Consider the following 24,804-nt stretch of genomic DNA (forward strand, 5'->3'; position numbering starts at 1 on the left):
CCACGCTTGAAATTCAACCGATTGTACCCAATAACCTTATCTAAGATACAGTTTCTAGGATAATAATGCTGGCCATCACACTATTAGTTATCTCAGCCTTTGGGGCCATATTTTGGATAACCAGCCAAAACTGGCGTTCAGGTCTTAGGCGAGCGAAGATTAAATCCCAAGCGTTTCCTAAAGCATGGCGGCAAGTTTTAAAATCGCGTTTTCCTTATTTCAAAGCCATGCCAGCGGATTTACAGCTACAGTTAAAAAAACACATTCAGGTTTTTATCGCCGAAAAAGAATTTGTTGGCTGTGACGGCTTTAGGATTACCGATGAAGTTAAGGTGACGATTGCAGCCCAAGCTTGCCTATTGCTGTTAAACCGAAACACGGATTACTACCCTAAACTCAAGCAAATTTTAGTCTACCCCAACGCTTTTATTATGGAGCAAAATCAAACTGATTTTGCAGGGGTTGAGTCACGCAAACGCCAAGTTTTACTGGGCCAATCTTGGGAATTGGGCAAAGTGGTATTGTCCTGGAACAGCACTTTAGAGGGCGCCGCAGATCCAACTGACGGCGCTAACGTGGTTATCCATGAGTTTGCCCACCAGCTTGATCAAGAAAACGGCATGGCAAATGGCGCCCCAATACTTGGAGATATCAGCGCTTACCCTAAATGGTCAGAAGTATTAAGCCGAGAATTTAACCAGCTGCAATATGCTGCCCAGCATCAGCTCCCGTCATTATTTGACTATTATGGCGCCACCAATCCCGGTGAATTTTTTGCCGTAATAAGTGAAGTGTTTTTTGAGCGCCCAGCTGATTTTTCTTTCTCACACCCAAGGCTTTATCATGAGCTCAGCCAATTCTATCGACTGGACCCTATAAACTGGCAATAACAATTATTAATATTCGAACAAAACTTAATCGATTAAAAATATTTATAAATTAAGGATAACAATATGACCTCATTATTACACCGCCTCGGCTTTATCGCCGTGATTGTCACGAGTGCCATCGCCTTTGAAGCTCAAGCACAGGATGCTGGTAATCAAGATCAGAATACCAATAAACAATTAGCCACTAATGGCCTCAGCCAAACCGATAAAATACAGGTGGATACCTTACTAGATAACTTGCATCAATCGGCATCGGATGCCGATTGGGACAGCTATTTTTCAAGCTATCATCATGATGCGGTATTTTTGGGGACAGATGCAACTGAGCGCTGGGGGATGCAACAATTTAAGCAATATGCGCAGGCAAGCAAAGGTTGGAGTTATCAGTTAAAAAGTAGAAAACTAATCAAAATTAATGACCTTATCGTGTTTGATGAAGCGCTGCACAGCCCTTCTTATGGTGAAACCCGCGGCACAGGGGCATTAGTGCACACTCAACACGGCTGGAAAGTCGCCCAATATCACCTGACGTTCCCGATCCCAAATGATAAAGCCAAGCAGATAACCCAATTACTCGCTAAGCCTTAAACGCCCCACTGCGGTTATCACTTCAAAGGAAGCGGCTCGATATCGCTGGCTATTCAAACTTAGCGGTTTATTTGACCGAAACCGCAAAACAAATATTAGCCAGCTGGGTAAAATGAGTAAAATTATCATAGTCTTGAGATTCAAATGTGCGACCGCTGTGGTGCCTGTCTGCATAGAAAACCCCTATAACCCGGCTATCAATGGACACAGGAGCCAAGAAAAACCCTGTTTTTGACAATCTAGCTTTTAATGTTGGATTAATATTTCTTTGCCATTCTTTTGCATTTGGGTCTTCGACCCAAAAAGGGGTTTTTCGCTCAACACACTGAGAAAAAATACTCTGGGCTTCATCTAAGCTAATAATAAACTCGCGCTTCATCGCCTCAGCTTCATCTCCCAGCATGATCCTAGGTTGCAGTAACTGGCGGTTAGGGGATAACAACAGCACTCCACACCTATCGACACCGACTCCCGAAAGGATCCCTTCCAGTGCAGTTTGCATCACTTGATTAAAATCAGTTTTAGTCAAAGCGTAACCTGTGAGTTCTCTGAGTTTTTTAAGCTGAGCCGCAGGATCGCTAGCACGCACCTTCAACGCTTTAGCTTCTTGAGCAACACTGGCAAGCACATCGGCGCTTTTGGGTAGAAACTCAAGCAACACCTGAGCCCCATAGTCGATAGCTAATCTCTGAGTTGCATTAGTGCAATCCACCACCTTTTGCCGCAACTCACTGACTTCAATATTGAGCATCTCAGCCCCTTGCTTGAGGCGCTCAGCAAATTCATTAGGATCTGTTACAGGCTCAATGAGCAACTCGGCGAGTTTATCGGCAAGTGCGATGCAGCGGATTTCAGGGGTACGTTCATCAGGATGAGAAAGGGATTTAAGTAGTACCTCACCTAAACCCCAACTGCGAGCAATATTTTGAGTTAACTGACCGAAAGAAGTCCCTAAGATGTCACGGACTATGATCTGGGGGTCTTGTTTATCATCACTGTCGCGTATCTTCCAATCTAAGGCATCACAGAAACTACCGCCAATGCTCCAAAATGCACTCTCACCGATGCGATACAATAAAGAAGCGATAAACACTTCTTCTCGGAGCTTCTCATCATGGCCTGTCATCATCATTCTGGCGAGCATGGCCGCTTGAAATGATTGCGCCATCAGCTTTAGTAGTCTTTGGTAAACATTAGGACTTAAGTTTTTGTTCTCTAATAAACTACTTAACAGGCGAGCTGTAATGCAGATGTTTCTTAAGGTATCAAAGCCCAGCATCACAGCGGCGCGGCTGACAGTGGAGACATGATTGATGCCTTTGTTATAAGTGGCGCTATTAGCCACTCTTAAAATTCTTGAGGTGAGCGCATTATCATGCATCACGCTACGGCCTAAAATAGCCAGTGAAGACACATCATCCTTTGCAAGTTTTTCCAATTCGCGCACTGTAGAGCATAGGGCAGGCATTTCTTGATCGCTAATGCGTTTTGTCCAGTAATCTGCGCCCTTATGAATGGGGGAGGACGATTTCAACAATGGTCGCCTTAAGCATGAAGTGGGTTGTATCAGTATAGGGGGCGAACACTAAAGTGTTGGGATTTTTATGCTGGTTAGTAAAAAAACGGCTCTAGAATTCAAATCCATTGAATATCACCACAGAGCCGCCGACTCAGTGCTTTGTTTGGGTATACTCGGGCGGGAAGAATCGCCAAGGTAACAGAGCCAAGTCAGAAGATAAAAAATCCCATCTCGTCCGTAGGCAAACGAGATGGGATTAAGCTAATTAACGCTTAATTAAAACTGCTCTTCTTCAGTTGAACCCGTTAGTGCTGTCACTGAAGACTGACCACCTTGGATACAAGTCGTCACTTGGTCGAAGTAGCCTGTACCCACTTCTTGCTGATGCGATACGAAAGTATAACCTTTCTCTGCTGCTGCAAATTCAACTTCCTGCACTTTCTCAACATAGTGCTTCATGCCTTCACCGCGAGCATAGTCATAGGCTAAATCGAACATGTTGTACCACATGTTATGAATGCCAGCTAAGGTGATAAACTGGTACTTGTAACCCATGTTTGATAGCTCTTGTTGGAATTTTGCAATTGTTGCGTCATCCAAGTTCTTCTTCCAGTTAAACGAAGGAGAACAGTTATAAGCCAGCAATTGATCTGGGTACTGTGCATGAATCGCTTCAGCAAATTTCTTCGCTTCTTCAAGGCAAGGCTTAGCGGTTTCACACCAGATTAAATCTGCGTATGGCGCATAGGCAAGACCGCGAGAAATCGCTTGGTCAAGCCCCGCTTTAACGCGGTAGAAACCTTCACTGGTACGCTCGCCGGTGACAAAGTCACGGTCATAAGCATCACAATCTGAAGTCATCAAATCCGCAGCATTAGCATCGGTACGAGCGATAACTAGCGTATCAACACCGCTTACATCGGCCGCTAGACGCGCCGCTACTAGCTTTTGCACCGCTTCTTGAGTCGGTACTAGTACCTTGCCGCCCATGTGGCCACATTTTTTCACTGACGCTAATTGATCTTCAAAGTGAACCCCAGCAGCGCCAGCATCGATCATCGACTTCATCAACTCAAACGCATTGAGTACGCCGCCAAAACCCGCTTCAGCATCGGCAACTATCGGCAAGAAGTAATCAGTGTAATTTTTATCACCTGGATTAATCTCTTTGCCCCATTGAATTTGATCTGCGCGGCGGAAAGAATTGTTAATACGGCTAACCACAGCTGGTACTGAGTTGGCTGGATACAAAGATTGGTCTGGATACATGGTGCCCGCTAAGTTAGCGTCTGCAGCAACCTGCCAACCTGAAAGGTAAATGGCTTCGATACCCGCTTTAGCTTGTTGTACAGCTTGGCCACCAGTCAATGCACCTAAAGAGTTAACGTAGCCTTTCTTAGCACCGCCATTTACCAGCTCCCACAATTTAGCCGCACCACGTTTAGCTATGGTGTTTTCTGGCACGATAGATCCACGTAGTGCAACCACTTCTTCAGCCGTAAACGGACGCTTCACATGCTTCCAGCGCGGATTCTCAGCCCAATCTTTCTTAATCGCATCAATTTGTTGCTGACGAGTTAACCCTGCTTCTACCTTAGACATATCCTACTCCTTCATTTTGATTATCAGCTGAGATTTGAAACAGCTAAATGTGTAACGTTTAATTTAAGTTGCCAATATTAAGCGGTTAACAGTTCGTAACCCGGTAAGGTTAAGAAATCAACTAGCTCATCGGCCGTGGTAATGCTAGTGAACAGCTCAGCGGCTTTGACAAATTTGCCGTTATTAAACCGTTCAGTGCCCAATTCTTGTTTTACTGTAACTAATTCTTCTTTAAGCATGCTGTTGAACAACTCTTTGGTCACTAACTTGCCGTTGGAAAGGCTTTTACCGTGCTTAATCCATTGCCAGATAGAAGTGCGAGAAATCTCAGCTGTGGCCGCATCTTCCATCAAGCCGTAGATAGGCACGCAGCCGTTACCTTGGATCCACGCTTCGATATACTGCACCGCGATACGAATATTAAGTCGCATACCCGTTTCAGTACGTTCGCCATCGCAAGGGCTGAGTAATTCGCTAGCAAAAATCGGCGCATCCACATCGCGAGTAATATGCAGTTGATTAGTTTCACCCTGACCTATGTATCGATTGAAGATTTCCATCGCAGTATCCGCAAGTCCCGGATGAGCAACCCAAGTGCCATCATGACCATTACGGGCTTCAAGCTCTTTATCGCCACGCACTTTCTGTAACACCAGTTCATTGGTGGCCTCATCTTTTGCCGGAATAAAGGCCGCCATGCCGCCCATGGCTAAAGCACCGCGTTTATGGCAAGTTTTAATAAGTAATCGTGAATAAGCGCTAAGGAATTTGGTATCCATGGTTACGGCTTGACGGTCTGGTAAAACCTTGTCAGGATGATTCTTTAAGGTTTTGATATAACTGAAAATGTAATCCCAGCGGCCACAATTAAGCGCCACTATGTTTGAACGTAATTCATAAAGAATTTCATCCATTTCAAACACAGCAGGTAAGGTTTCAATCAAGCAAGTGCATTTAATGGTACCAGGCTTTAAACAGAATCTATCTTCAACAAAAGCGAAGACTTTTGCCCACCAACGCGCTTCTAAATGGCTTTCAAGTTTGGGAAGATAAAAATATGGTCCCGAGCCTTTAGCTAACAATTGGTGGTAGTTGTGATAAAAATACATAGCGAAATCAAACAAGCCGCCAGGAATTGCAGTCCCTTTAAACTCAACATGCTTCTCTTTTAGGTGCAAGCCACGAACTCGACAAATAAGCACAGCAGGATCGGGATTTAAGCTGTATTGCTTGCCCGTTTCTGGCGCAGTAAAGCTGATGTCGCCCCGCACAGCATCACGTAGATTAATTTGCCCTTCGATAACTTTCTGCCAGCTCGGTGCCAGCGAATCCTCAAAGTCAGCCATAAACACTTTAACGTTGGCATTGAGGGCATTGATGATCATCTTGCGATCAACGGGACCAGTAATTTCTACCCTACGATCGGTGAGATCTGCCGGAATGCCTCTAATTGACCATTGTCCATCTCTAATGGCACGGGTTTCAGGTAAGAAATCTGGCAAATCGCCTTTATCTATACGCGCCTGCTTCTGAGTGCGCCTAGTCAGCAACTCACCCACTTCGCCAGCAAAGTGCTCACTTAACGCACTTAATAAGGCTAAGGCACCCGTTGTAAAGATTTCATCTTGACCTTGAACATCTGCTCCGATAATCGCTAGTGGCGATGAGTCAGCTTCAGCTTGCTGTTGCGAGCACGCTTTTGTTTCGTCCCGTGTGTATTTTGCAACCAGTTGTTCTGCAGTCATATCTAAACTCCCAATCCCTTAAAGATGTCATCTGCACGCCAAATAACTTTCAGATGTTTGTTTTGAACTAAAATCTAACCATAAACATGTGTAATTGCAACAGTCCGAACATGCCTAAAAATCAAAAATTTAACATGAAAAACCTTCAAAAATTGGTAATACCAAAAGAAGGAGTTGCACCCAACTTATTGATAAACAGAAGTATAGAGCTTTAATTCTAATTGGTGGCACTGCCTAACACAAAATTGGTAATACCAAGGAACCAACAAACATTAAAGGAATGTTAAAACGTAATATAATTACCAGATGTAAAATTTACATTCCATTATTGACCACAGGAAAAAACGCCATCGCTACAGGCAATAAATAACCAAGCGTTTGCTGGGGAAGGAAAGGTAAACAAAGAAAACAGCTATTAAACAATCAGTTAAACACCATGCCGTTAAATGATAATTTAAACAGCCGTTTTAATCTTACGTTTACGTAAACAGGAATTAAACTGTCGCACCAAACTGACCTAAAACAGCTTTTGTTTTCAGATCAACAAGTGGATTTTCACTGGCTAAATATTGAATTTTTGAAAAAAGTTTGAAAAGAATTTGAAAAAATTTAAAAATAGTCTGAAAAACGGCGTAAAGAAGCTCGATGCTAACAGCAAGCCCATTTAATTTAGGTTTAATGCAGTAAGGGTTATTCCCTTTTAAACTTCATTCTTACACTGGAATGCAACGAAGAAGTGCAACGCTTGAGAGGCTCCCGCTGAATGACCAAATAAGTAATACGATTGGTATAATTCAGATCCTAATAAGAGTAATGTATAGCAAGTATTTTACATTACTCTTCATTGAATTTTAACGACACCTATCAACAAGTTGGCTGATATTAACTCACTAACCTTTGCTAAGCACGGTGAACGCTACAGTTAAAACAGCCAGGTTTTGCGTTGTGAATATGAATATACTCAACATCGTTTTGTTGAAATAACCGCGCTATGGCTAACTCAAGCTCAACACCCTCGACCACTTCAGCCCCAACCATGATTGCGGCTGCATTATAGGCTCTGACTGAAACTAATCTATGGCGCAGCATTTGCGGGATTTCATTGATAGCAAGCTTAGCTGTTAAAGCATGTTCACGAAAAAATATCGGCCCAGAGGCCCGATAAGGTGACTCCACATCGTGATGTAAATATGACAGTGCCAGCACTCGTTCGCCGACCTCAGCATCCGTCAAAGAAACTCGACATGGATAACCTGGGCTCGCATCAACTAGGATCCATTGTGCAGATTGCCTCGACAACGCTTTATCATTCAATTGAGCTAACTCATCAAACTCATGCTTGTCGAGTGCTTTTATTTGAAAGTTAACCGTGAAATTCCCCGCCATACAGTATTCCTTATTATCTGAATTAGTAAGGACCTAATAATAAATGGCAGAAGGAACAATACTCGCGAGTTTCGGAACAGGCAGTCTGATAAGGGAGGCACTTGATTTAAATCAAGAGGCTGTGTGTCGAGGAGTGAATGCCATGGCGAGCCTGTACAATATACCATCATCTGCACTTATCAATGCTTAAGCTCAGCTATCGCTAACTCTCCACTATCCCACATAAAACAAAACCCACAGGTTCGAGTGTGCCTCGAAGCTGTGGGTTTAATGTTTATTTAGTGCCAAAGCGGCGTAACTTAAGCTACAGACTGACGCGTAAACTCACTTGCAATAGCTATCGTTGTTACAATTGCTCAGTTCGCTCACACCTTGCCCCATAACCAAGCGGCGCCGCGTACGCCGGATGAGCCGCCAAATTTGTTTTCTAAAATTGGGGTATCACATTCGCCGCCTAAAACGTATTGGCGCAGCAGTGCTGGCAATTTGGGGTAAATGGCTTGCACCTGTGACATGCCGCCACCTAACACTATGGCATCAGGATCGAGCATATTGATTAAATGGGCCAATGAGCGAGCTAGGCGGTCAAGGTAGCGCTCAAAAGCCGCAATCGCCTCAATATCGCCGGCATCAACCAGTGCCATGATGTCGTTGCCGTGAGTCAGTGCCTTGCCGGTGTGTGAGTTAAAATCACGCACAAAGCCTGTGCCAGAAATAAAGGTTTCGATACAGTCTTGGTTACCGCAAAAACAGCGGGTGGTGTTAAATTCATCAGCCGTCATCCAAGGTAAAGGGTTATGGCCCCATTCACCACCAATGCCGTTGCCGCCGCCATGCACTGTACCATTAACGGCGATGCCACCGCCGCAACCTGTGCCAATAATCACCCCAAACACTAACCCCTTGCCTGCAGCTGCGCCGTCCACGGCTTCTGATACTGCAAAGCAATTAGCATCGTTGGCGACTCGCACTTCACGCTTGAGTAGTTCGCCTAAATCTTTATCTAACGGTTTGCCGTTGATCCAGGTGGAGTTGGCGTTTTTAACTAGGCCGGTAAAAGGTGAGACTACCCCCGGAATGCCCACGCCCACAGTACCTTTAAGGCCAGTTTCAGTTTCAGCAGCGTTAACTAGATCACAAATGGCCGCTAAGGTGCCAGGGTATTCCTTAGGCGTTGGAATGCGCTGCCTAAAAAGCTCTTGCCCTTGCTCATCAATGGCTAAAATTTCAATCTTAGTGCCACCTAAATCTACACCCATGCGCATCATAACTCGTTCTCCGTGTTCTAGGGCATTTGATAAAAAATGCCTATGGTGCTGCATGGGCTTAGGTGGTTAATTATACCAATCCTGTTAATTCTTGTTATCAAACCAAGCCTTAGATGCAGCAATAAAGTAAGGGTTTAAAATATTCTCTTTGGTGTTGTATTTAAGGGCATCACCCTCTGGATAACGCACCACAACACCACCAGCGGCTTCTAATACCGCTTGAGCCGCAGCAGTGTCCCACTCGCTGGTGAGTCCCAATCTTGGGTACACATCTGCCTTGCCTTCGGCCACTAAGCAAAACTTAAGTGAGCTGCCAACGCTTTGCATCTGGTGCTCACCAAGTTTGGCTAAATATTCTTGCACGTCAGGACTTATGTGAGAGCGACTGCCCACCACAACGGGCACTGAACCTATGACTCTTTGGCTAATATCAAGGCGAGTTTCAACCCCAGCATGTTCACGCCACGCGCCTAGTCCTTTTATACCAGAATAACAAGACTCAAGCACAGGCGCATACACCACGCCGACAACAGCTTGGCCTTGGTGAATAAGGGCAATATTGACCGTAAACTCGCCATTACGCTTAATGAATTCTTTGGTGCCATCTAAGGGGTCTATCAGCCAATAGGTTTCCCAATGCTTGCGCTCATTCCATGGGATATCGGCGGCTTCTTCACTCATGATAGGCCACTGTGAAAAGTCCTTGCCTAAGGCAGACACAATCACATTGTGGCTAACAATATCAGCCTCTGTCACTGGACTTTCATCGATTTTATTTTGCACTGCAAAATCACGTTTGCCGTACACCGCCATTATTCCTTCACCCGCCGTTTTAGCGATATTCACTAAATTTGCAAGCGCGGCGGTTGAAAAGGTAAAACTTGTCGCTGATGTCATTTACTTCCCCTGCTGTTCTAGGTTGACTGGCTAAAGCGGGGTAAAAATCACTGCTTACACCGAACTCATACCAAACTCATAGCGAACTCACACTGAACTCGTCAGATTGGCTATTATGCCATTAGTTACCGATTAACAAGGGATTTTTTGGCTATGAGATATGCTAAACCGCAGCAATCATCAGGCTCAATCAGTCTAAGCCAAGCTAAGGCCACAAAAAAGGGACTTGAGCCCGTTTGCATTCGTATTCATCCGCCTGTAGCACAGTAAACCAAGCCAACTCCAGAGGCGAAACGTCTCCTCAGCGGATGAATTTATTCTCACAGGGAATTGAACATTAGATAAAAAAAGGAATATATCAAGATGACAGAGGAACGCCAATATGACCACAAACAGCAGCATGATACTCGATAGCCAACGCCTTAAAAGTTTAAGAAAAAAAAAGCACTATCCCAAGAAGAACTCGCCCAAGCCAGTCTAGCATCTCGTATCCCTCTTTCTAGCTCCTCCATCAAACGTGCAGAACTTGGCAAACCTGTATCTCGGCGAATCGCCAGAAATTTTGCCATTTTCTTTAAAGTGCCCCTAGATCAATTACTCCATGACAGTCCTCAGTACCCATTAAATTTAGTTGACCCATTACCCATAGAGTCTCTTATCCAATCTTGCCGTTACTATAAAACCCAAATCATCTGGGTTTATGTCTTAGCTCTTGAAGGCAATAAACACAGAAATGCCATCAACTGCTTATGCCAACAATTACTCACGATTTTACTTGAGTCTAACGATGCCATGATTGATAAGGCCATCATTAATTATGACTCAGGGCAACAACCGCACATTGATGCTGCACATCACTCAAACCTTCATCCAGATCATCACACTCCCCACAGTAATCAACTGGCTTTTATATTTGAGCGCTAAGCTCAACTGATACTGAACTGATACTGAACTGATACTGAAAAAAAACCTTCAAGTGCCTAACCTTGTGATCGTGACTCATTGACGAACACAAGGAAGGCGTTATGGACAACCACAATATCGATTTTGATTTCATTCATAAGCTAGAAGGCTTCAGCCTGACAGGTTATGTCCCTGATCCTAAGCAAAGTCAATCAGGGGTCACTGTGGCCTCAGGCTTTGATATCGGCCAATGCTCAAGAGATGAAATCAAAGCTCAATTTAGCCCAGAGCTTGCCGAAAAATTATTGCCCTATGTGGGTAAAACGAAACAAGCAGCTGTCGATTGCTTATCGGCAATGCCATTAGCCATAGATGATAACCAAGCTAACGAAATTGACAGCTACACTAAATCGGCAGCCATTAGCCGTCTATGTAAAGCCTGGCAACAAGCCAGCCCCTATCAGGACTTTGACTCCCTGCCCTCTCCCTGTGCCACCATTATTGCCTCGGTCGCATTCCAATACGGCAACCTTGCTAAGCGCACGCCCAACTTTTGGCGCCAAGTCACCCAAGGGCAATGGCAACAAGCCTTAGCTAACCTAAGAAATTTTGGTGATAAGTACCCCACTCGGCGCCATCAAGAGGCTGATTTACTGGCCGCTTGGCTTGCCCAAAGCACTAATGCTAAGCCCTAGCCCCTAGAACATAAGCCTTAGCACATAAGCCCTAGCACGTTTATGTAACGGGCCAGCAACCCAACAGGCACAGGCCTTGAACCCAGAGCCATATAACGCCCTGAGGCAGCCAAGTCATGCCATTTTTTAATAACTTATCAATTATTTAACCACCAATCTCAAGGTGGAACCAAAAAATATCGAGGAGAAAAGCCGTGTCCAAACAAAGCCTAACCTTACAAAATCTTGTTGAAGCCATTATGAATTCCATTGCCGATGCCCAAGATCAGCTTGAGCGGCAAACCATGAACAACCTCAATGATTGGTTTGATGCCGATGGTAGGCCTAAGACGATCACCTTCAAAGTGCCGTCGTTACACCCAAATCACATAGAACAAAGGCAAGCTGGGGGCGAGTCCGTCGAGCGAGATATTGAAATTCCGCTACTGACACTGATGCAGATGAACCCCATAAAAATCAAGAAATTAATTACTAAGTTCGACATAGCTTTAGGCAGTGTCGAGGTGAAAGAAGATGAAACCGACTCAGATACTAAGCCGCTTATTGGCACTGGGACGGTAAAAAGAATCAAAAAAATTCTCTCAACCGATTTGTTTACTGGCAATGCAAAGGGCGCTAGCACCCCACGCCAAGCCAGCATGGAAATCGAATTTGAGAGTAGCGAGCCCACAGAAGCCTTTTTGAAATTACAAAATGAACTTCTAAAGCTCTTCTAGGACGTGTTCAGCTTGAGTGTAGACTTTGTCATTGCTGGTTGGTGTTTTATCGCATGCCTAGGTTGTCTTTAGCATAAATGCTATTTAAGCAGCTGATAACGCAATATAAAACTATAACCAACACAATCTTAAAGGCCCTACGCCACGCAAGGAAGCACCTCCTCATAACCCAGCAACGAGCGAGGAATTATTATGGGTGAATTAGTAAAAATGTCAGACCAATTTGGTGGTCTACCAATGGATCAGTTGATCGGTGGGCCGTTAGCGGCCGCCTGTGACGCTCAGATCTCTCTGGCTAAAGCCACCTCTGACTTTATTGAATCAGTAGGATTTGTTACTGATCCCACCAGTAAGCTGCAAAAAGTGCGCTATGTGGACTTTAAGTACGATAAGTACGAAGAAGATCCCCAAGCCGATGGCAGCATAAAACGGGTAAAGCGTGAATACAGCATCAATGTGCCTTTTATTGCCATTGTTTCTGTGCCAACGCTGCAGGTCACTGAAGTGGATGTAAATTTCATGATGGAAGTGAAATCTTCCTTCAGTGAACAAACCAAGGACTCAAGACAAGCTTCCTTTGAAGCTGAAGTCTCAGGCTCTATTGGTCCCTTCAGTATCAAGGTCAAAGCCCAAGGCTCTATTGCGTCGAGTAAAGAGAGTCAGCGTAGCTCTGATAACTCGGCAAAATACGATGTCTCGGTTAAGGCACGCCAGCTGGGCACGCCTGAAGGCCTGTCTAAAGTGATGGATATTCTGCATCAGTCTATCCTGCCAGTACCTACGGGTACCCAAGATGACACAGTAACACAGCCTCAAAGCCGTACCGCTTAGCCCTAAAAGCGAGCCGTACAACCAAGCAGTAAAGTCAAGATAGTGCTGGCTCTCAAAGGGGCCAGCTTTCAAGGAGAGCCTGATGTTTAATACCCCAAGCCAAAGCGTTAATACCTTTGATATCACAGATGTGGGTTATATAGAGCGGGTTGTCGTCGGCACGACAGATCCTGGGCAAATCCCCACAGAAGAGGAGACTCAAGCCAAGCTTGCCATTATTAATCGCTGCTTAACTGAGTTCCCTAAAGGCAGGATCATCGGCGTCGAACGCAGCTTTTCAGTGGTCCGCATCGGTGAGCATCAAGTGGTGCTAGAGGCTGTGGTTTATCACATCGGCTTTAAAAAACCACCCATGTGGCTGGAGGAAAGTAAGCGAGCTAAACCTAACTTCCAAATCGACCCTAAAAAGGTTGAGCAAATCGTGGGTCAATATGAATAAGTTCCTCAATGGAACAAGGAGAAATACCATGCCTTACGAAACAGATTTTTATGTTAAGAGCAACATCATAGGTTACACAGGGGATTTGAATAACAATCCCACAGTGTACTTTAAAAACGGTAATAAATTTGGTCGTATTACTCAAGATCATGGTCATCAAGACAATATAGGCCGTAATAAAGTCAGGGAATATGCAGACTATGACATTAGCAATGTTGAAGGCCGAGCTCGAGAGTACTATAACGGCGATTATCAACATACAAGTCGCCATGCTTTTGTTCCGCTCAATGGCAACCAAAATACCCTCAATACCTTGGCCCAAGCCATTAATGCTTTCCCTAATGCCAAGCCTAAGTATCAATAAAGGTTAACTTTGCCTATCCCCTAAAGTGCCCATCTCTTTAGGGGATTTTTTCAACGTGCCATGTCAAAAATTTTTTACAGGAGGTTCGCAGATGATGCACATAAAAACGTCAAGTTTCTGGCTGGCTTCTACGCTCATTTCAATTCTACTATCACTTTGGCTGGTTCAGCTGTGGAGCGAGATGAATCACTATGAAGTAAATCCCCAGCAACTGACAAATACCAGCGATGTAACTGACTATTTACGCGCCAATGAGCCGACTTTAAGCCCTCTTAATCATCCTCCAACCCAAGTGCACACTGGAGTTTTTATTCAATCACTGCAATTTATCAATTCAAGTGATGTCAATATTAACGGTTATTTGTGGCAGCGCTTTGACGCTGGAGAATTAGATGCACTCCATCGCGCAGGGCTGCATGAAGGGATTATTTTTCCCGAAGAAGTCAATTCAGGCAGTGACAATCAACCGGTGGAAATCTATCGTCTTAAAGAAGGCGAAAGTGACATTATCGGTTGGTATTTTGATACCACAGTGCGCCAACCCTTCGATTACGACAACTATCCTTTTGATCATAAGACCGTGTGGCTGCGCCTCTGGCCGAAGGATTTTTATGCCCATGTAATATTAGTGCCAGATTTTGACGCTTATGATGCGACTGGGGTGGAGGATATTTTCGGCATAGAGGAGCAAATTGTGCTGGGCACGTGGGAGCGTGAAAACACCTATTTTGATTATCATCATTCCAATTACACCACTGATTTTGGCATGGCACACTTTGTCGGGAAACAAGGTTTCCCTGAATTACAGTACAATATTGTTATCAAGAGAAAGTTTGAAAATGCGTTTATTGTCAATCTATTACCACTTTTTCTAGTGGCATCACTTTTGTTTGCGGCCTTGCTTACCGTCAGCCACAAAAAGCAGCACAGTCAGCGTTTAGGCTTTAATGCCACCGGCTTTATTAATACCAGCTCGGCACTGTTTTTTGTGGTGATGTTGGCACACATCCAGCTGCGAGAAAAATTTGAAGCCACCAGCATAGTCTATATGGAGTACTTCTATATTTTGATGTACTGCGTGTTAATCATAACCACAGCGAACGTGTACTTATTTTCAATAAAAATCAAACTATTAAGCCCTATCATAGATTACAGAGATAACTTGCTACCGAAAGTGATTTTCTGGCCATCCATACTGGCGGCCATGGTGGCGATTAGCCTCTGGGCCAATATATAAACCTCCTCCCAACAAACAACAACGTTAAGGGCAAATGCTAACGTCCAAGCCCTTGCTGCATGGCTTCTAAGTCCTGCAGTAATTGCTCCGCTTCAGAGTGTAAACCCAAATAACAAAGTATTGCGCTGATGCACTCTGCGGTGCACAGGCCATAATCTTTTTGATTACGCCGCAGCCGATAAACAGAAGGCTTAGTCTGTTCAATTAACATTTTGGTTAACTGATGCAAATACGGGCTTTGGTTATACATCTTCTGCGCTTCTTGCCAGGTAGCATCGAGTAACACAAGTCCTTTCACTGACCTATTTAATGGCATTTTCAATGACCCAATACTGCAACTTTGCAGCACCTCACAAGCTGCGACAGTCTCACTCCCGGGATAAAGAAGCGCCCATGATTCAGTGGCAAGCTGGGCGAGCAATTGCGCACAAGGCTGTTTTCGTTGCCAAACCACAGTGCAAACTTGCATATCGGTGGTATTTTCCAGCACAGCATGCACCAACTTGCCTGTATTGCTCGGACGTTCAAGCTCCCGGCTATGGGTCAATAAGACTAACTTCATAGGAATTCATTCTTCGAAAGGAGGTAAATAATGATTTTAAAAGATGTTATAAGTTATGCAGTGACTCCGTCACTAGCTCCATAGGAATATCTATAATCCCCTGGGTTTCACGAATAGCCCCCAGTGGTAAAAACCCCAGTTTAAGGTAAACCCCTTGGGCATTTAACGCGCTATTGACAGTAAAACGGCCTGTATTACCCTTCGCCAAACATTCATTTTTGGCATGGCACCAGAGTGCGGTGCCAATGCCTTGACCTTGATGGGTTTTCGCCACAAACAGATGATATAAATGGCTGTCATCTCGCATGCCAATTACGCCCACCAACAAGTCACCATCTTCCATTAAATGGTAACAAAATGGTCCAGCAAGATAACCTTCTATGGCTTCTTGACTCATAGACTCAAGTAATTTTTTCCCTCCAGACTCACTGCAGCTTGGTAAAATATCTTGTTTAGCGAGTACGCTGATCAGCGCACTTATGTGACTGGCATCGGTCAACTGCGCCTCCCTTAACCTCATTAATCGTTCTCCTTATCCTTGCAGTAGATATTCTTCTGCTTTTTCAATTTGATGAGTCTTACCCACCAGCAACAAAATGTCGTTTTTGCGCAGTTGCCAATCCTCGGGGGGATTATCAAACTCAGCGCCACTGCGGCGAATCGCCCTAAGCTCCACCCCCAAAGTCTCCCAAGGGATATCTACCAACATTTTTCCAACCGCACTGGCGCTAGTGGTTAAGGTCACCGCATGGAGTAAATCTAAAGTGAAATCCGTTTCTGCACCAGAGAAAAATCCATGCAGATATTGATAATGATTGCGCCGCTCTGATTCTAAGCGTTTTAAAATCCGCGCTAAGGGCACTCCACATTGATACAATACTTGGGAAACCAGCATTAAGCTGCCTTCTAAAGTTTCAGGAATGACCTGAGTCGCTCCCGCCTCTTTAAGCTCAGTCAACTCGCTGTCATCTCGAGTGCGCACTAAAATTTTTGCATCCGGCGCTAACTTACGGCACAAAGCCAAACACTCTTCCGATTGTCTGGGCTCGCAAAATGTCAGCACCACCATGTTAGCTTGGCGAATGCCTATTTGCTTTAAAATTCCCAACTTACAAGCATCGCCAAAGTATACTGGCTCAGCTGCCGCCCGCGCCTCTGACACTCGGGTGGGATCTAAATCCAGCACCATATAGGGTACAGCCTCGGTTTTTAAAAAACGGGCAATGGTTTGCCCTACTCGGCCATAACCTAGGATAAGCACTAATTCTTGGCTGTCGCTGTGAGGCACGTTAGCTGGCGCTAACTCCTGATGCGATCCCTTATGATTGCCCTGCAATTTTTTGGCTATGGTTACACTGTTGCGCACCAACCATGGAGCAATGGACATGGATAATACCGCCACCATCACCAAAATAGTGCTAATTTGATTTTCCAATAATTGATAATTGACCGCCAGAGCCAGCAGCACAAAGCTGAACTCCCCCACCTGAGCCAAGCTAATTGCTGTGCTCATGGCGACCTTAAAGGGTTCGCCAACCAGTTTTAGTAATCCATAAACCACTGCCGCTTTAGTGATAACCACGGCCAGTAAAATCAGAATAACCTGCCACCAGTACTGCATTACTAGGCCAAAATCCAGCAACATACCAATAGAAATAAAAAACAAGCCCATCAATAAATCGCGAAATGGGCGAATATCTGCCTCAAGTTGACGTCGGTATTGGCTCTCGCCTAATAGCATACCGGCAATAAATGCTCCTAGCGCCATGGACAAGCCTAGCCATTGGGTAAAGGCACCAGTAACCAAGGCCACGACTAAGGTCGATAACACAAACAGTTCATTTGAACGGGAGCGCGCCACTTCATCAAATATCCTTGGCAGCACCCACTTACCAAAGGACATTAAACCAATAAAGGCTAAAATGCCCTTGAGCAGGCCCCAAGCAATATCGGCTGAGCCAATGGGCGCACCATCATTAGACAATAGTGGTAACACAATCAATAACGGTACCACTGCCAAATCTTGAAATAACAATACACTGACTGACAATTCCCCATGACGACGTCTAAGCCAGCCTTGCTCATTCAATAATTTAAGTACGATAGCGGTTGAAGACAACGCAATCGCCGCACCAATCACCAAAGCCGAAACCCCATTTTGCCCCAATAATAATGCCGTAGCACCAGCAAGTACTGCAGTCACTATCATCTGCGCGCTACCTAAACCAAATACTGTACGGCGCATAGCCCACAGTCTAGGCACAGAGAACTCAAGCCCAAGGGTGAACATCAATAACACCACCCCAAGTTCGGCAACCGATTGCATTTGCAACTGAGTGAACCAATGAAAACCACTGGGGCCACTAAGTACCCCTGTCAGCAGGTAAGCCAAGATAGGCGGCAAGCCTATGCGTCTTAACATAGCAATAGCCACAATGGCGATAACCAACATAGATAAGATCTGAATAAAGATGCTGTGGTCCATGTAGTCACACTCTCCTTGTCAATTAAATGACGATTTCTAGATTAGGGAAATCACCTCTGGGTACCACTAGTTTTAACAGAGACGTTATAAAGATAGCAACCATATAAAAAACAACAAAAAAACATTTTAGGCACAGTAATTGCTTAATGATTAATGTCGGCTGGCTTAGTAGCGAAAATAAAGCGTCATTAACGCCTAATCAATCGAGCCAGACCACGTATTTAGATGTATCTTGTTGGAGTATCACTATGGATTTTGCCTTAGCAACACAACTGTATCCTGAAGAGTACTGGTATCAGTCAGACTCTTACCTCAAGGATGAGCCAGAGTTTGATCTGATCCAAGTCATTCAGCAATTACATGCGAGTTTAGAGCCGAGGACAGTGTTTGCCTGTTTCGGCAAATTAATCGGCCAACAATTGCCGATCCAAGGTGTGCAACTTTCAGTAGAGCAGAAAAAACTCAGCTGGGGGCGTCACCATGGTCTAAGCCTACAAAGAACCCTGTTACACAATGACACCAGCATGGTATTTCAATACCAATTGTCAGTGCCATTAACCCCCTTACAACTTGTGTTACTTGAAAAAGTAGAACCACTGTTTGCCTTGCCATTTATCAATGCGCTTAAATACCAAAAGATGGCCAACCAAGCCATGTTTGATGCATTAACTGGCTTAGGTAATCGTCATTATTACGGCCAATCTATCCACAATGCCCTGGCACGTGCCCAACGTAAGCATGGCAATGTTTCTTTGGTAGTGCTGGATTTAGACAGGTTCAAAAATTTAAATGATGAGTTCGGCCATAAGCTTGGCGACACCGTATTGATTGAGTTTGCCAATGTTATAAACAAGGCGATCCGTAATACAGATCAAGCTTTTAGAATTGGTGGTGACGAATTTGTTATCATAGTTCAAGGTGATGAAGACGCCGCTGGCATATTGTGTCAAAGGATCATGGAATTCCTACCAGCCAATCCAGTGCTTAATCAATTTAACGTGCAAACCAGTATGGGTATTGCCGGCTATAAAAATGCTCAAAGCCCAGAGCAACTTTATGAGTTTGCTGACAAAGCCTTATACAGTGCTAAAGCCGATGGAAGAAACGGTTTTAAAATCGACAAAGTTAGTTAAGCAACATTCACAGTGGAACAATACAGAGCATAGAGCCCGCACTAAAGCGGGCTTTATTATGTTGATGTTTTATCCATTTGAGCTAGATGCCTACACTGCCACTTATTCCTTTTTGGTATTACATATACTTTTTGTTCATGACATTAATTTCCCAAGCCACTACTGCCAAAGTAAAGCTGCAATGAGATGAAATATAAGTTTTTTTATAAAAAAACTTATATGCTAATTTACTCAGACTCAACCATTAACTTTGATTTTATTCAGTCAAAATACTGACTTTAGTTAAAAATACCTAGTCATTTAACTTAGTACATTTGAACTAATTGATAACTGCCACTCCCTACTTTTGGCTAGGGCTAGAAAAATAACTTGAATAAAAATGGTTACTGCCTCTAAAATCAAATTGCAATACAATTGCAACATTAAATTAACAATTAATTAACCTGAATTGTTCACTCTTGGTTATTCATATTGGTTATTCGCGTCAATGCTAGCGCAATGCATACTCTGATAACCCATGGTTATACCAAGTCTATTAATGTTCTGGACTAACAAATTTGTTAGCTCATATTCTTGAAAAACAGAGGCAACTTTCATGATAAAAAAATCAACCCTACAACTTGTCGGACTCAGTGCTGCATTGCTTAGCACGAGCGTATTAGCAGACGGCGTGCGTGCAAGCCTCGCCATGGATCAACAAAGCTATGCTAGTCAACAAGATGTGTATGTCACGCTAACATTAACCAACGAAGAGCCAAAAGCCGTTAAACTACTCAAATGGTATACTGCCGTTGATGGTGTGGAAGAGGCATTATTTAAGGTCAGTGTCGATGGCCAAGAACAGCCCTATTTAGGTGCACATTACAAGCGTCCAGCCCCCACAATAAAAGATTACATTAAGCTTAAATCTGGCGAGAGTGTGTCATACAAAATTGAATTATCATCCCTCTATGACATGTCACAAACAGGTAACTATGACATCAGCTATGACGTCAGCAATATTAAACTATTAGGGCCTAATGCCAGCAATAGCAAAAATCCTCAGACAATGAATAGCTGGGCTATGGATGATAAAGCGAGCCAAGATAAAGTCGCCACTAATAGCGTAAACTTCTATCTAGAAGGCCGTCAAAAAGTCTCGCCGACTCATCAAATTACAGCCGATGGCATTATCAGTACTATGGCAAGTGCCGCAGGTGGTTCAGTGTCTTTCACTGGTCGTTGCAGTAATTCAGAGCAAAGCTCAATTCTATCCGGTTTAAATGCAGCAAGGAGCATGGCTTCTAATGCCAAATCTTACATGCAATTTAGCAGCCCAACGTCACGCTACAACACCTGGTTTGGTAGCTATAGCTCAAGCCGCTGGAGCACGGTCGCTAATAACTTCAGTAACATAGACAGTGCATTAAATAATCAACCACTGACATTCGATTGTAGCTGCAATAAAAGCTACTTTGCCTACGTGTATCCAACACAACCTTATAAAGTTTACCTGTGTAATGCCTTCTGGAGTGCACCAACAACGGGAACGGACTCTAAAGGCGGCACTATTGTTCATGAGTTAAGCCACTTCAACATAGTTGCCGGAACCGATGATATTGTTTATGGGCAAAGCGGTGCTAAATCCCTTGCCATCAGCAATCCATCTCAAGCAATAAAAAATGCTGACAGCCATGAATACTTCGCCGAGAACACACCTTTCCAGAACTAACTGTCTAAGCTAATTTTCAAAAAATGGCTAACAGTTAGACTCAAGCGATAAAACGATGAAGGCGGCCTAGGTTCGCCTTTTTTATTCTCTATTGTTAGCGTATAAGTGAAAATCAAAGCTAAGTTTATTTAATGATGAAGAAATTCGAACAAGCGTTTATTAAAAAGAGAACTCATAATGAAAATCATCATTCACGCCCTAACCGGATTATTTTCCCTATTGTTTATCTCATCACATGCCCACGGTCATGGAATTGGAGATAAACCTCTTGATGGAGCCTTGAACATGACACCGCCAGTTAGCTGCAGCATCACAACAACAGATGATAAAAAAGTGATTCAGGTAAGCTTAACCAACCAAAGCAGTCACACTTGGCAGCTTCTCAGCTGGCACACGCCATTTGATGCTTGGTTCAGTCGCTTTATGAGTGTCACTGTCATAGGTGGGGAAAAAGATGGCGAAATAGTGCCATACCAAGGCGCACTGGCCAAACGAGGCGCCCCTAATGCTGAAGACTATTTGCAGCTAGCAGCCAAAACAAGCTTATCGGTGACGCTCGACTTAGCCCAAGCCTATGAGCTCCCCTCGGCAGACTATCTTATTACCATTAATCCGTTTGAGTTACATCAAGTGGACAATAAAAGTAAAAGCTTCACCTTGGCCTGCCCCACTATCAAGCTGGCATTATAGTGGCCCAGTAAAACTCACTTAAAGATAAGCTAAAAATATCAATCACTAACAGGCTGAGGTTTCAAATTCGCATGCATTTTATAATAGGCAACACCGTTTTTATAAAATGGCGCTCCAAGTGAGCTAAAACCGAGATGTTGATAAAACCCTACAGCTGAGACTCTAGCATCAAACCAGAGATAGCTGACTTTAGCTTGTTTTAACTTGGTAACGATATGATTAAGCATGCATGAGCCTATGCCCTGACCTTGAAACTGGCTAAGGGTTGCAAACTTTCTTAATCGAGCAGTCCCATCATTGATATATACAGATGCTACGCAAAGATGTCATTATCGACAACCACACCGAAATGTAACCCTTCACTATCGCCCTCAACCTGACAAAACTCCGGGCTTTCATTGGGCCATAACACCTTGTGCCGGATGGGAATAGTTTGCTCCCAGTTAAGATCGATGACATGCAAAATTTTTCACAACCTTTTAATTTTCAGTTACTTGTTAAATATCGACGCTAAGTGTTTGACCTAAATTCTCAGCGCACAGCTACCATGTTGTGCTTGCCGCCACTGATGACTAGACTGCTAGCTACACTGATGAGGCGAAATAAGCCATGATTTCAGCAGTTGTCATCTCTTTGGTTTCATTGGAAAAACAATAATAATTAGGGCGCATATCGCTAAAGTATTGCATATCCATCTCAAGCCCTTGCAAGTGTGGAAACAAGCCAACCGGCATATTATATTCACCGGTGGCGTTAAATTTATAAAACAAATGCGTACCGCACTCAGTGCAAAAAGCGCGAGACGCCCAAGATGATGATGGGTACATTTTTACCTTGTCATCGCCTTCTATGGTCACTTTAGTGCCACATTTAACCGCAAAAAATGGCGCGCCGCCCCAGGTCCGGCATGATTGGCAATGACACACGGTAAATTTGGGGTCGATATCTTCGGCAGTGATTTTTACAGCGCCACAAAGGCAATTGGCTTCAGAGATAGTCATGTGGATGACACCTTAATTGATCAATAGATAATAGCGTTTTAAGATAAGCTCTAGCTCATTATCTAAAAAAGCAGAAAAAACTAGAACATATTCAATTATATGCTGCGTTCAAGTAAAGCTAAAAAGCGTGGCAACGACAATAAAGAAAACTGACCTAGCCTAAATTACCATTTAGATATTCGAAGCGTAGATTTCCCTCACTCTTGTCCTCACTCTTAGCTTCAAAAGCGCCAACAATTTTAAAGCCACAAGAGGTTAATACATTAACGGAGGCGATATTCTCAGCTGAGGTATGAGCGATAATTTTACTTACGTTATCAAAGGATGTTGCGTGAGACACTAACATGTTAACCATTTCAGTGGCGTAGCCACGGCGCTGCCACTCTGGCAATACTGAATAGCCAATCTCGACAATCCCGTCAGCATTGGGTGGGCCAAAATAACCACCGGCTCCGACTAATGCTCTGGCCCCTTGTGTCGCATCTATGTTGATGGCATACCAGCCGTACCAGCCTTGCGCTGCATCACCACCAGTTTCAAAACACGACAGGAAAAACGCCATTGCATCCCGATCATACTCTCCCGATGGCCAATGTTCTGACACAAATGCGTTTAATTTCCCAGCCAATAATTCAGGGGTTTCAAGCTCTATGCGAATATGCTCAGCCGATGAAGAAATCATCTCCACTCGCCCTGATTGATGACCCTGTAATAAATTCTGCATTTTACTTCAATGATCCTTTTATAATGTGCAAGTCCGTTTGATAGGCGCTAGTATAGCTTGATAATATCAACTAAAACAATGAGCTAAAGCTGCGTTATAAAAATGGGCGTCTCAACGATGGTCATCAACAAGTAAGATAGTTTCTTATTTGATTCTGTTCTTGATATTTATACACAAAGAAAAGCGCACCAATAACAAAGAAAAAGCCAGTAAAATTAGTCAGAATTTCAGTCTAAACCCAATAATCCCACCCTTCAGGTGGGAGAAGCGCACTTCGGAGTTGAATTCGGGCATCTTCATTAAGATTTTTAAGTTCCTACGCTAAATCATGCTATTTAAGCTGGATGGTTATATTTCGGTGGTAAGTTCTACTCTCTAATAATAACTTTCCATCGATAGATATTAGTTCCTCTTTTATGAAAGATATCACCAATCTAAAGTAACTGATATTGTATTTAATCCCTTGCTATTTGGGATAGCTAATCACACCTTTTTCTGTGGCGGTTTGTCTAAGTAATTGCACCATATTACGACACTTTTGAGACTGAAACGGCTTTGAAGCATAGATGAGTGTAACTTTAAGATCTGCAAATTGATGATTAGCTAACAATGGGGTGAAGATGCCTTCTTTTATGCCTGGCATTACCATCACTGTTGGCAGCATGGTAATGCCTTTGCCATCTCTTGCCATATTTCTGAGCAAGTGCAAATCTTCGCTGTAAACATAGTAATCGGTATTTCTTGGGAGCTGCATTTTACTGTAACGGTTGCCCAGTAGCAGGTGGCTTGCCAATTCATCTAATGATTTAGGCTGGCCCATTTTTTGTAAATAACTGGGGCTTGCCACCATAACGCAGGGGAGCTGAATAAAGTATTGCTGTACGTAATCATCATTAATTGGCGGACTATAGACAGGGAGAACTTGAATATCTGTATTGGTCCGCCTTAGATCTATGGCCTGTTTTTGATGCTCAATTTCAAGTTTTACCTTGGGGTAGAGGCTGGTATAGCGCTCAATCACGGAAGTGAAAAACTCTGTCACCCCAAGCACCGGAGGAATGGCCATCCTTAGCTTTCCTTTAGGCTCCCGATTTTGCTCCGCTAACATGGTCATCGCTTCATCCAGCGTCGTTAAATGGGACTCAACCTGCTGATAGAGCCATTCTCCTTGCTCTGTTAGCTCGATATGGCGAGTGGTTCTGATCAATAACTGATACCCGAGCCGACGTTCCAACTCCTGCAATCGCCGACTCACTTTAGACCTTTGTAAATGGCTGGCTTTAGCTGCAGCACTTATGCCTTGATAGCGTACGGTTAAAGCAAAAAGTTGCAAATCATCTAGGTTGTGCATCGACTACTGTCCTATTTATAGGTCACTTATCGCTCATTTTACTCTCTTCTAGCCAAGCATAGATCCC

General features: G+C 43.8%; 25 protein-coding genes. 12 read left to right on the top strand and 13 right to left on the bottom strand.

What is annotated here, in order from left to right:
• Positions 1-65 precede the first annotated feature (65 nt).
• Positions 66-890, top strand: coding sequence for a M90 family metallopeptidase (locus H5073_RS02110; protein ID WP_182676468.1), 825 nt, complete (start codon positions 66-68; stop codon positions 888-890).
• Positions 891-953: 63 nt separating this feature from the next.
• A complete protein-coding gene (locus tag H5073_RS02115; RefSeq protein WP_182676469.1) occupies positions 954-1,478 on the top strand; it encodes a nuclear transport factor 2 family protein in 525 nt (174 codons plus the stop codon).
• A 67-nt stretch (positions 1,479-1,545) separates the two neighbouring features.
• Here the strand turns inward: H5073_RS02115 and H5073_RS02120 are convergent, their stop codons facing one another.
• The 6 genes from H5073_RS02120 to cysQ form a co-directional block, all read right to left on the bottom strand.
• The gene (locus tag H5073_RS02120) at positions 1,546-3,012 is read right to left on the bottom strand and encodes an HDOD domain-containing protein (RefSeq protein WP_182676471.1); all 1,467 of its coding nucleotides are present in this window, start codon (positions 3,010-3,012) and stop codon (positions 1,546-1,548) included.
• 261 nt (positions 3,013-3,273) lie between these two features.
• Entirely contained in the window at positions 3,274-4,599 is a 1,326-nt protein-coding gene (gene aceA, locus H5073_RS02125; protein WP_182676473.1) for an isocitrate lyase, read from the bottom strand.
• A 77-nt stretch (positions 4,600-4,676) separates the two neighbouring features.
• Positions 4,677-6,344 carry a malate synthase A gene (gene aceB / locus H5073_RS02130; RefSeq protein WP_182676475.1) on the bottom strand — a complete coding sequence of 556 codons (1,668 nt, stop codon included), beginning with the start codon at positions 6,342-6,344 and terminating at the stop codon, positions 4,677-4,679.
• A 900-nt stretch (positions 6,345-7,244) separates the two neighbouring features.
• The gene (locus H5073_RS02135) at positions 7,245-7,730 is read right to left on the bottom strand and encodes a DUF1203 domain-containing protein (protein WP_182676477.1); all 486 of its coding nucleotides are present in this window, start codon (positions 7,728-7,730) and stop codon (positions 7,245-7,247) included.
• 365 nt (positions 7,731-8,095) lie between these two features.
• Positions 8,096-8,998: a fructokinase gene (gene mak / locus H5073_RS02140; protein ID WP_182676479.1), complete on the bottom strand. Its 903-nt coding sequence runs from the start codon at positions 8,996-8,998 to the stop codon at positions 8,096-8,098.
• 84 nt (positions 8,999-9,082) lie between these two features.
• Complete coding sequence (gene cysQ, locus H5073_RS02145) at positions 9,083-9,895, bottom strand: 3'(2'),5'-bisphosphate nucleotidase CysQ (RefSeq protein ID WP_182676481.1); 813 nt, start codon at positions 9,893-9,895, stop codon at positions 9,083-9,085.
• Positions 9,896-10,474: 579 nt separating this feature from the next.
• Between cysQ and H5073_RS02150 the strand changes: the two genes are divergently transcribed.
• The 7 genes from H5073_RS02150 (at position 10,475) to H5073_RS02180 (ending at position 15,080) form a co-directional block, all read left to right on the top strand.
• Positions 10,475-10,819 (top strand): hypothetical protein, encoded by a 345-nt coding sequence (locus tag H5073_RS02150; RefSeq protein WP_182676483.1) that lies wholly within the window; start codon positions 10,475-10,477, stop codon positions 10,817-10,819.
• Between the two features lie 101 nt (positions 10,820-10,920).
• Positions 10,921-11,493: a pesticin C-terminus-like muramidase gene (locus H5073_RS02155; protein WP_182676485.1), complete on the top strand. Its 573-nt coding sequence runs from the start codon at positions 10,921-10,923 to the stop codon at positions 11,491-11,493.
• A gap of 194 nt (positions 11,494-11,687) precedes the next feature.
• The gene (locus tag H5073_RS02160; RefSeq protein ID WP_182676486.1) at positions 11,688-12,209 is read left to right on the top strand and encodes a DUF2589 domain-containing protein; all 522 of its coding nucleotides are present in this window, start codon (positions 11,688-11,690) and stop codon (positions 12,207-12,209) included.
• 192 nt (positions 12,210-12,401) lie between these two features.
• Positions 12,402-13,040 (top strand): DUF2589 domain-containing protein, encoded by a 639-nt coding sequence (locus H5073_RS02165; protein ID WP_182676488.1) that lies wholly within the window; start codon positions 12,402-12,404, stop codon positions 13,038-13,040.
• A gap of 82 nt (positions 13,041-13,122) precedes the next feature.
• Entirely contained in the window at positions 13,123-13,479 is a 357-nt protein-coding gene (locus tag H5073_RS02170) for a hypothetical protein (RefSeq protein WP_220487856.1), read from the top strand.
• 28 nt (positions 13,480-13,507) lie between these two features.
• Positions 13,508-13,843 carry a hypothetical protein gene (locus H5073_RS02175; RefSeq protein WP_182676490.1) on the top strand — a complete coding sequence of 112 codons (336 nt, stop codon included), beginning with the start codon at positions 13,508-13,510 and terminating at the stop codon, positions 13,841-13,843.
• Between the two features lie 181 nt (positions 13,844-14,024).
• A complete protein-coding gene (locus H5073_RS02180; RefSeq protein ID WP_182676492.1) occupies positions 14,025-15,080 on the top strand; it encodes a hypothetical protein in 1,056 nt (351 codons plus the stop codon).
• A gap of 37 nt (positions 15,081-15,117) precedes the next feature.
• Here H5073_RS02180 and H5073_RS02185 read toward each other — a convergent pair whose 3' ends face one another.
• The 3 genes from H5073_RS02185 to H5073_RS02195 are packed head-to-tail and all read right to left on the bottom strand — an operon-like array spanning position 15,118 to position 18,127.
• On the bottom strand, positions 15,118-15,642 hold the full coding sequence (locus H5073_RS02185) for a DTW domain-containing protein (RefSeq protein WP_182676494.1): 525 nt from the start codon (positions 15,640-15,642) through the stop codon (positions 15,118-15,120).
• Between the two features lie 46 nt (positions 15,643-15,688).
• A complete protein-coding gene (locus H5073_RS02190; protein ID WP_182676496.1) occupies positions 15,689-16,162 on the bottom strand; it encodes a GNAT family N-acetyltransferase in 474 nt (157 codons plus the stop codon).
• A gap of 12 nt (positions 16,163-16,174) precedes the next feature.
• The gene (locus H5073_RS02195) at positions 16,175-18,127 is read right to left on the bottom strand and encodes a monovalent cation:proton antiporter-2 (CPA2) family protein (RefSeq protein WP_182676498.1); all 1,953 of its coding nucleotides are present in this window, start codon (positions 18,125-18,127) and stop codon (positions 16,175-16,177) included.
• Between the two features lie 248 nt (positions 18,128-18,375).
• Between H5073_RS02195 and H5073_RS02200 the strand changes: the two genes are divergently transcribed.
• The 3 genes from H5073_RS02200 to H5073_RS02210 all read left to right on the top strand — a co-directional run bounded on the left by H5073_RS02200 (position 18,376) and on the right by H5073_RS02210 (position 21,661).
• Positions 18,376-19,260, top strand: coding sequence for a GGDEF domain-containing protein (locus H5073_RS02200; RefSeq protein ID WP_182676500.1), 885 nt, complete (start codon positions 18,376-18,378; stop codon positions 19,258-19,260).
• A gap of 595 nt (positions 19,261-19,855) precedes the next feature.
• A complete protein-coding gene (locus H5073_RS02205; RefSeq protein WP_182676502.1) occupies positions 19,856-20,971 on the top strand; it encodes a M35 family metallo-endopeptidase in 1,116 nt (371 codons plus the stop codon).
• A gap of 177 nt (positions 20,972-21,148) precedes the next feature.
• Entirely contained in the window at positions 21,149-21,661 is a 513-nt protein-coding gene (locus H5073_RS02210) for a hypothetical protein (protein WP_182676504.1), read from the top strand.
• Positions 21,662-21,699: 38 nt separating this feature from the next.
• Here the strand turns inward: H5073_RS02210 and H5073_RS18235 are convergent, their stop codons facing one another.
• From H5073_RS18235 to H5073_RS02230, 4 genes are all read right to left on the bottom strand, one after another.
• Entirely contained in the window at positions 21,700-21,963 is a 264-nt protein-coding gene (locus tag H5073_RS18235) for a GNAT family N-acetyltransferase (RefSeq protein ID WP_310734220.1), read from the bottom strand.
• A 282-nt stretch (positions 21,964-22,245) separates the two neighbouring features.
• The gene (locus H5073_RS02220) at positions 22,246-22,662 is read right to left on the bottom strand and encodes a GFA family protein (protein WP_182676506.1); all 417 of its coding nucleotides are present in this window, start codon (positions 22,660-22,662) and stop codon (positions 22,246-22,248) included.
• Between the two features lie 154 nt (positions 22,663-22,816).
• On the bottom strand, positions 22,817-23,386 hold the full coding sequence (locus tag H5073_RS02225) for a GNAT family N-acetyltransferase (protein WP_259394789.1): 570 nt from the start codon (positions 23,384-23,386) through the stop codon (positions 22,817-22,819).
• A gap of 466 nt (positions 23,387-23,852) precedes the next feature.
• On the bottom strand, positions 23,853-24,737 hold the full coding sequence (locus H5073_RS02230) for a LysR family transcriptional regulator (RefSeq protein WP_182676508.1): 885 nt from the start codon (positions 24,735-24,737) through the stop codon (positions 23,853-23,855).
• Between the last annotated feature and the right edge of the window lie 67 nt (positions 24,738-24,804).

It is taken from the genome of Shewanella sp. SR44-3 (assembly GCF_014163735.1).
In the GTDB taxonomy this organism is placed as follows: Bacteria; Pseudomonadota; Gammaproteobacteria; order Enterobacterales; family Shewanellaceae; genus Shewanella.

Bases quoted from the DNA above. Each gene is read 5' to 3' on its own strand.
- H5073_RS02110 (WP_182676468.1), top strand. From the start codon at position 66: ATGCTGGCCATCACACTATTAGTTATCTCAGCCTTTGGGGCCATATTT.
- H5073_RS02115 (WP_182676469.1), top strand. From the start codon at position 954: ATGACCTCATTATTACACCGCCTCGGCTTTATCGCCGTGATTGTCACG.
- aceA (WP_182676473.1), bottom strand. From the start codon at position 4,599: ATGTCTAAGGTAGAAGCAGGGTTAACTCGTCAGCAACAAATTGATGCG.
- aceB (WP_182676475.1), bottom strand. From the start codon at position 6,344: ATGACTGCAGAACAACTGGTTGCAAAATACACACGGGACGAAACAAAA.
- H5073_RS02135 (WP_182676477.1), bottom strand. From the start codon at position 7,730: ATGGCGGGGAATTTCACGGTTAACTTTCAAATAAAAGCACTCGACAAG.
- mak (WP_182676479.1), bottom strand. From the start codon at position 8,998: ATGATGCGCATGGGTGTAGATTTAGGTGGCACTAAGATTGAAATTTTA.
- cysQ (WP_182676481.1), bottom strand. From the start codon at position 9,895: ATGACATCAGCGACAAGTTTTACCTTTTCAACCGCCGCGCTTGCAAAT.
- H5073_RS02155 (WP_182676485.1), top strand. From the start codon at position 10,921: ATGGACAACCACAATATCGATTTTGATTTCATTCATAAGCTAGAAGGC.
- H5073_RS02165 (WP_182676488.1), top strand. From the start codon at position 12,402: ATGGGTGAATTAGTAAAAATGTCAGACCAATTTGGTGGTCTACCAATG.
- H5073_RS02170 (WP_220487856.1), top strand. From the start codon at position 13,123: ATGTTTAATACCCCAAGCCAAAGCGTTAATACCTTTGATATCACAGAT.
- H5073_RS02175 (WP_182676490.1), top strand. From the start codon at position 13,508: ATGCCTTACGAAACAGATTTTTATGTTAAGAGCAACATCATAGGTTAC.
- H5073_RS02180 (WP_182676492.1), top strand. From the start codon at position 14,025: ATGAATCACTATGAAGTAAATCCCCAGCAACTGACAAATACCAGCGAT.
- H5073_RS02185 (WP_182676494.1), bottom strand. From the start codon at position 15,642: ATGAAGTTAGTCTTATTGACCCATAGCCGGGAGCTTGAACGTCCGAGC.
- H5073_RS02190 (WP_182676496.1), bottom strand. From the start codon at position 16,162: ATGAGGTTAAGGGAGGCGCAGTTGACCGATGCCAGTCACATAAGTGCG.
- H5073_RS02195 (WP_182676498.1), bottom strand. From the start codon at position 18,127: ATGGACCACAGCATCTTTATTCAGATCTTATCTATGTTGGTTATCGCC.
- H5073_RS02200 (WP_182676500.1), top strand. From the start codon at position 18,376: ATGGATTTTGCCTTAGCAACACAACTGTATCCTGAAGAGTACTGGTAT.
- H5073_RS02205 (WP_182676502.1), top strand. From the start codon at position 19,856: ATGATAAAAAAATCAACCCTACAACTTGTCGGACTCAGTGCTGCATTG.
- H5073_RS02210 (WP_182676504.1), top strand. From the start codon at position 21,149: ATGAAAATCATCATTCACGCCCTAACCGGATTATTTTCCCTATTGTTT.
- H5073_RS02220 (WP_182676506.1), bottom strand. From the start codon at position 22,662: ATGACTATCTCTGAAGCCAATTGCCTTTGTGGCGCTGTAAAAATCACT.
- H5073_RS02225 (WP_259394789.1), bottom strand. From the start codon at position 23,386: ATGCAGAATTTATTACAGGGTCATCAATCAGGGCGAGTGGAGATGATT.
- H5073_RS02230 (WP_182676508.1), bottom strand. From the start codon at position 24,737: ATGCACAACCTAGATGATTTGCAACTTTTTGCTTTAACCGTACGCTAT.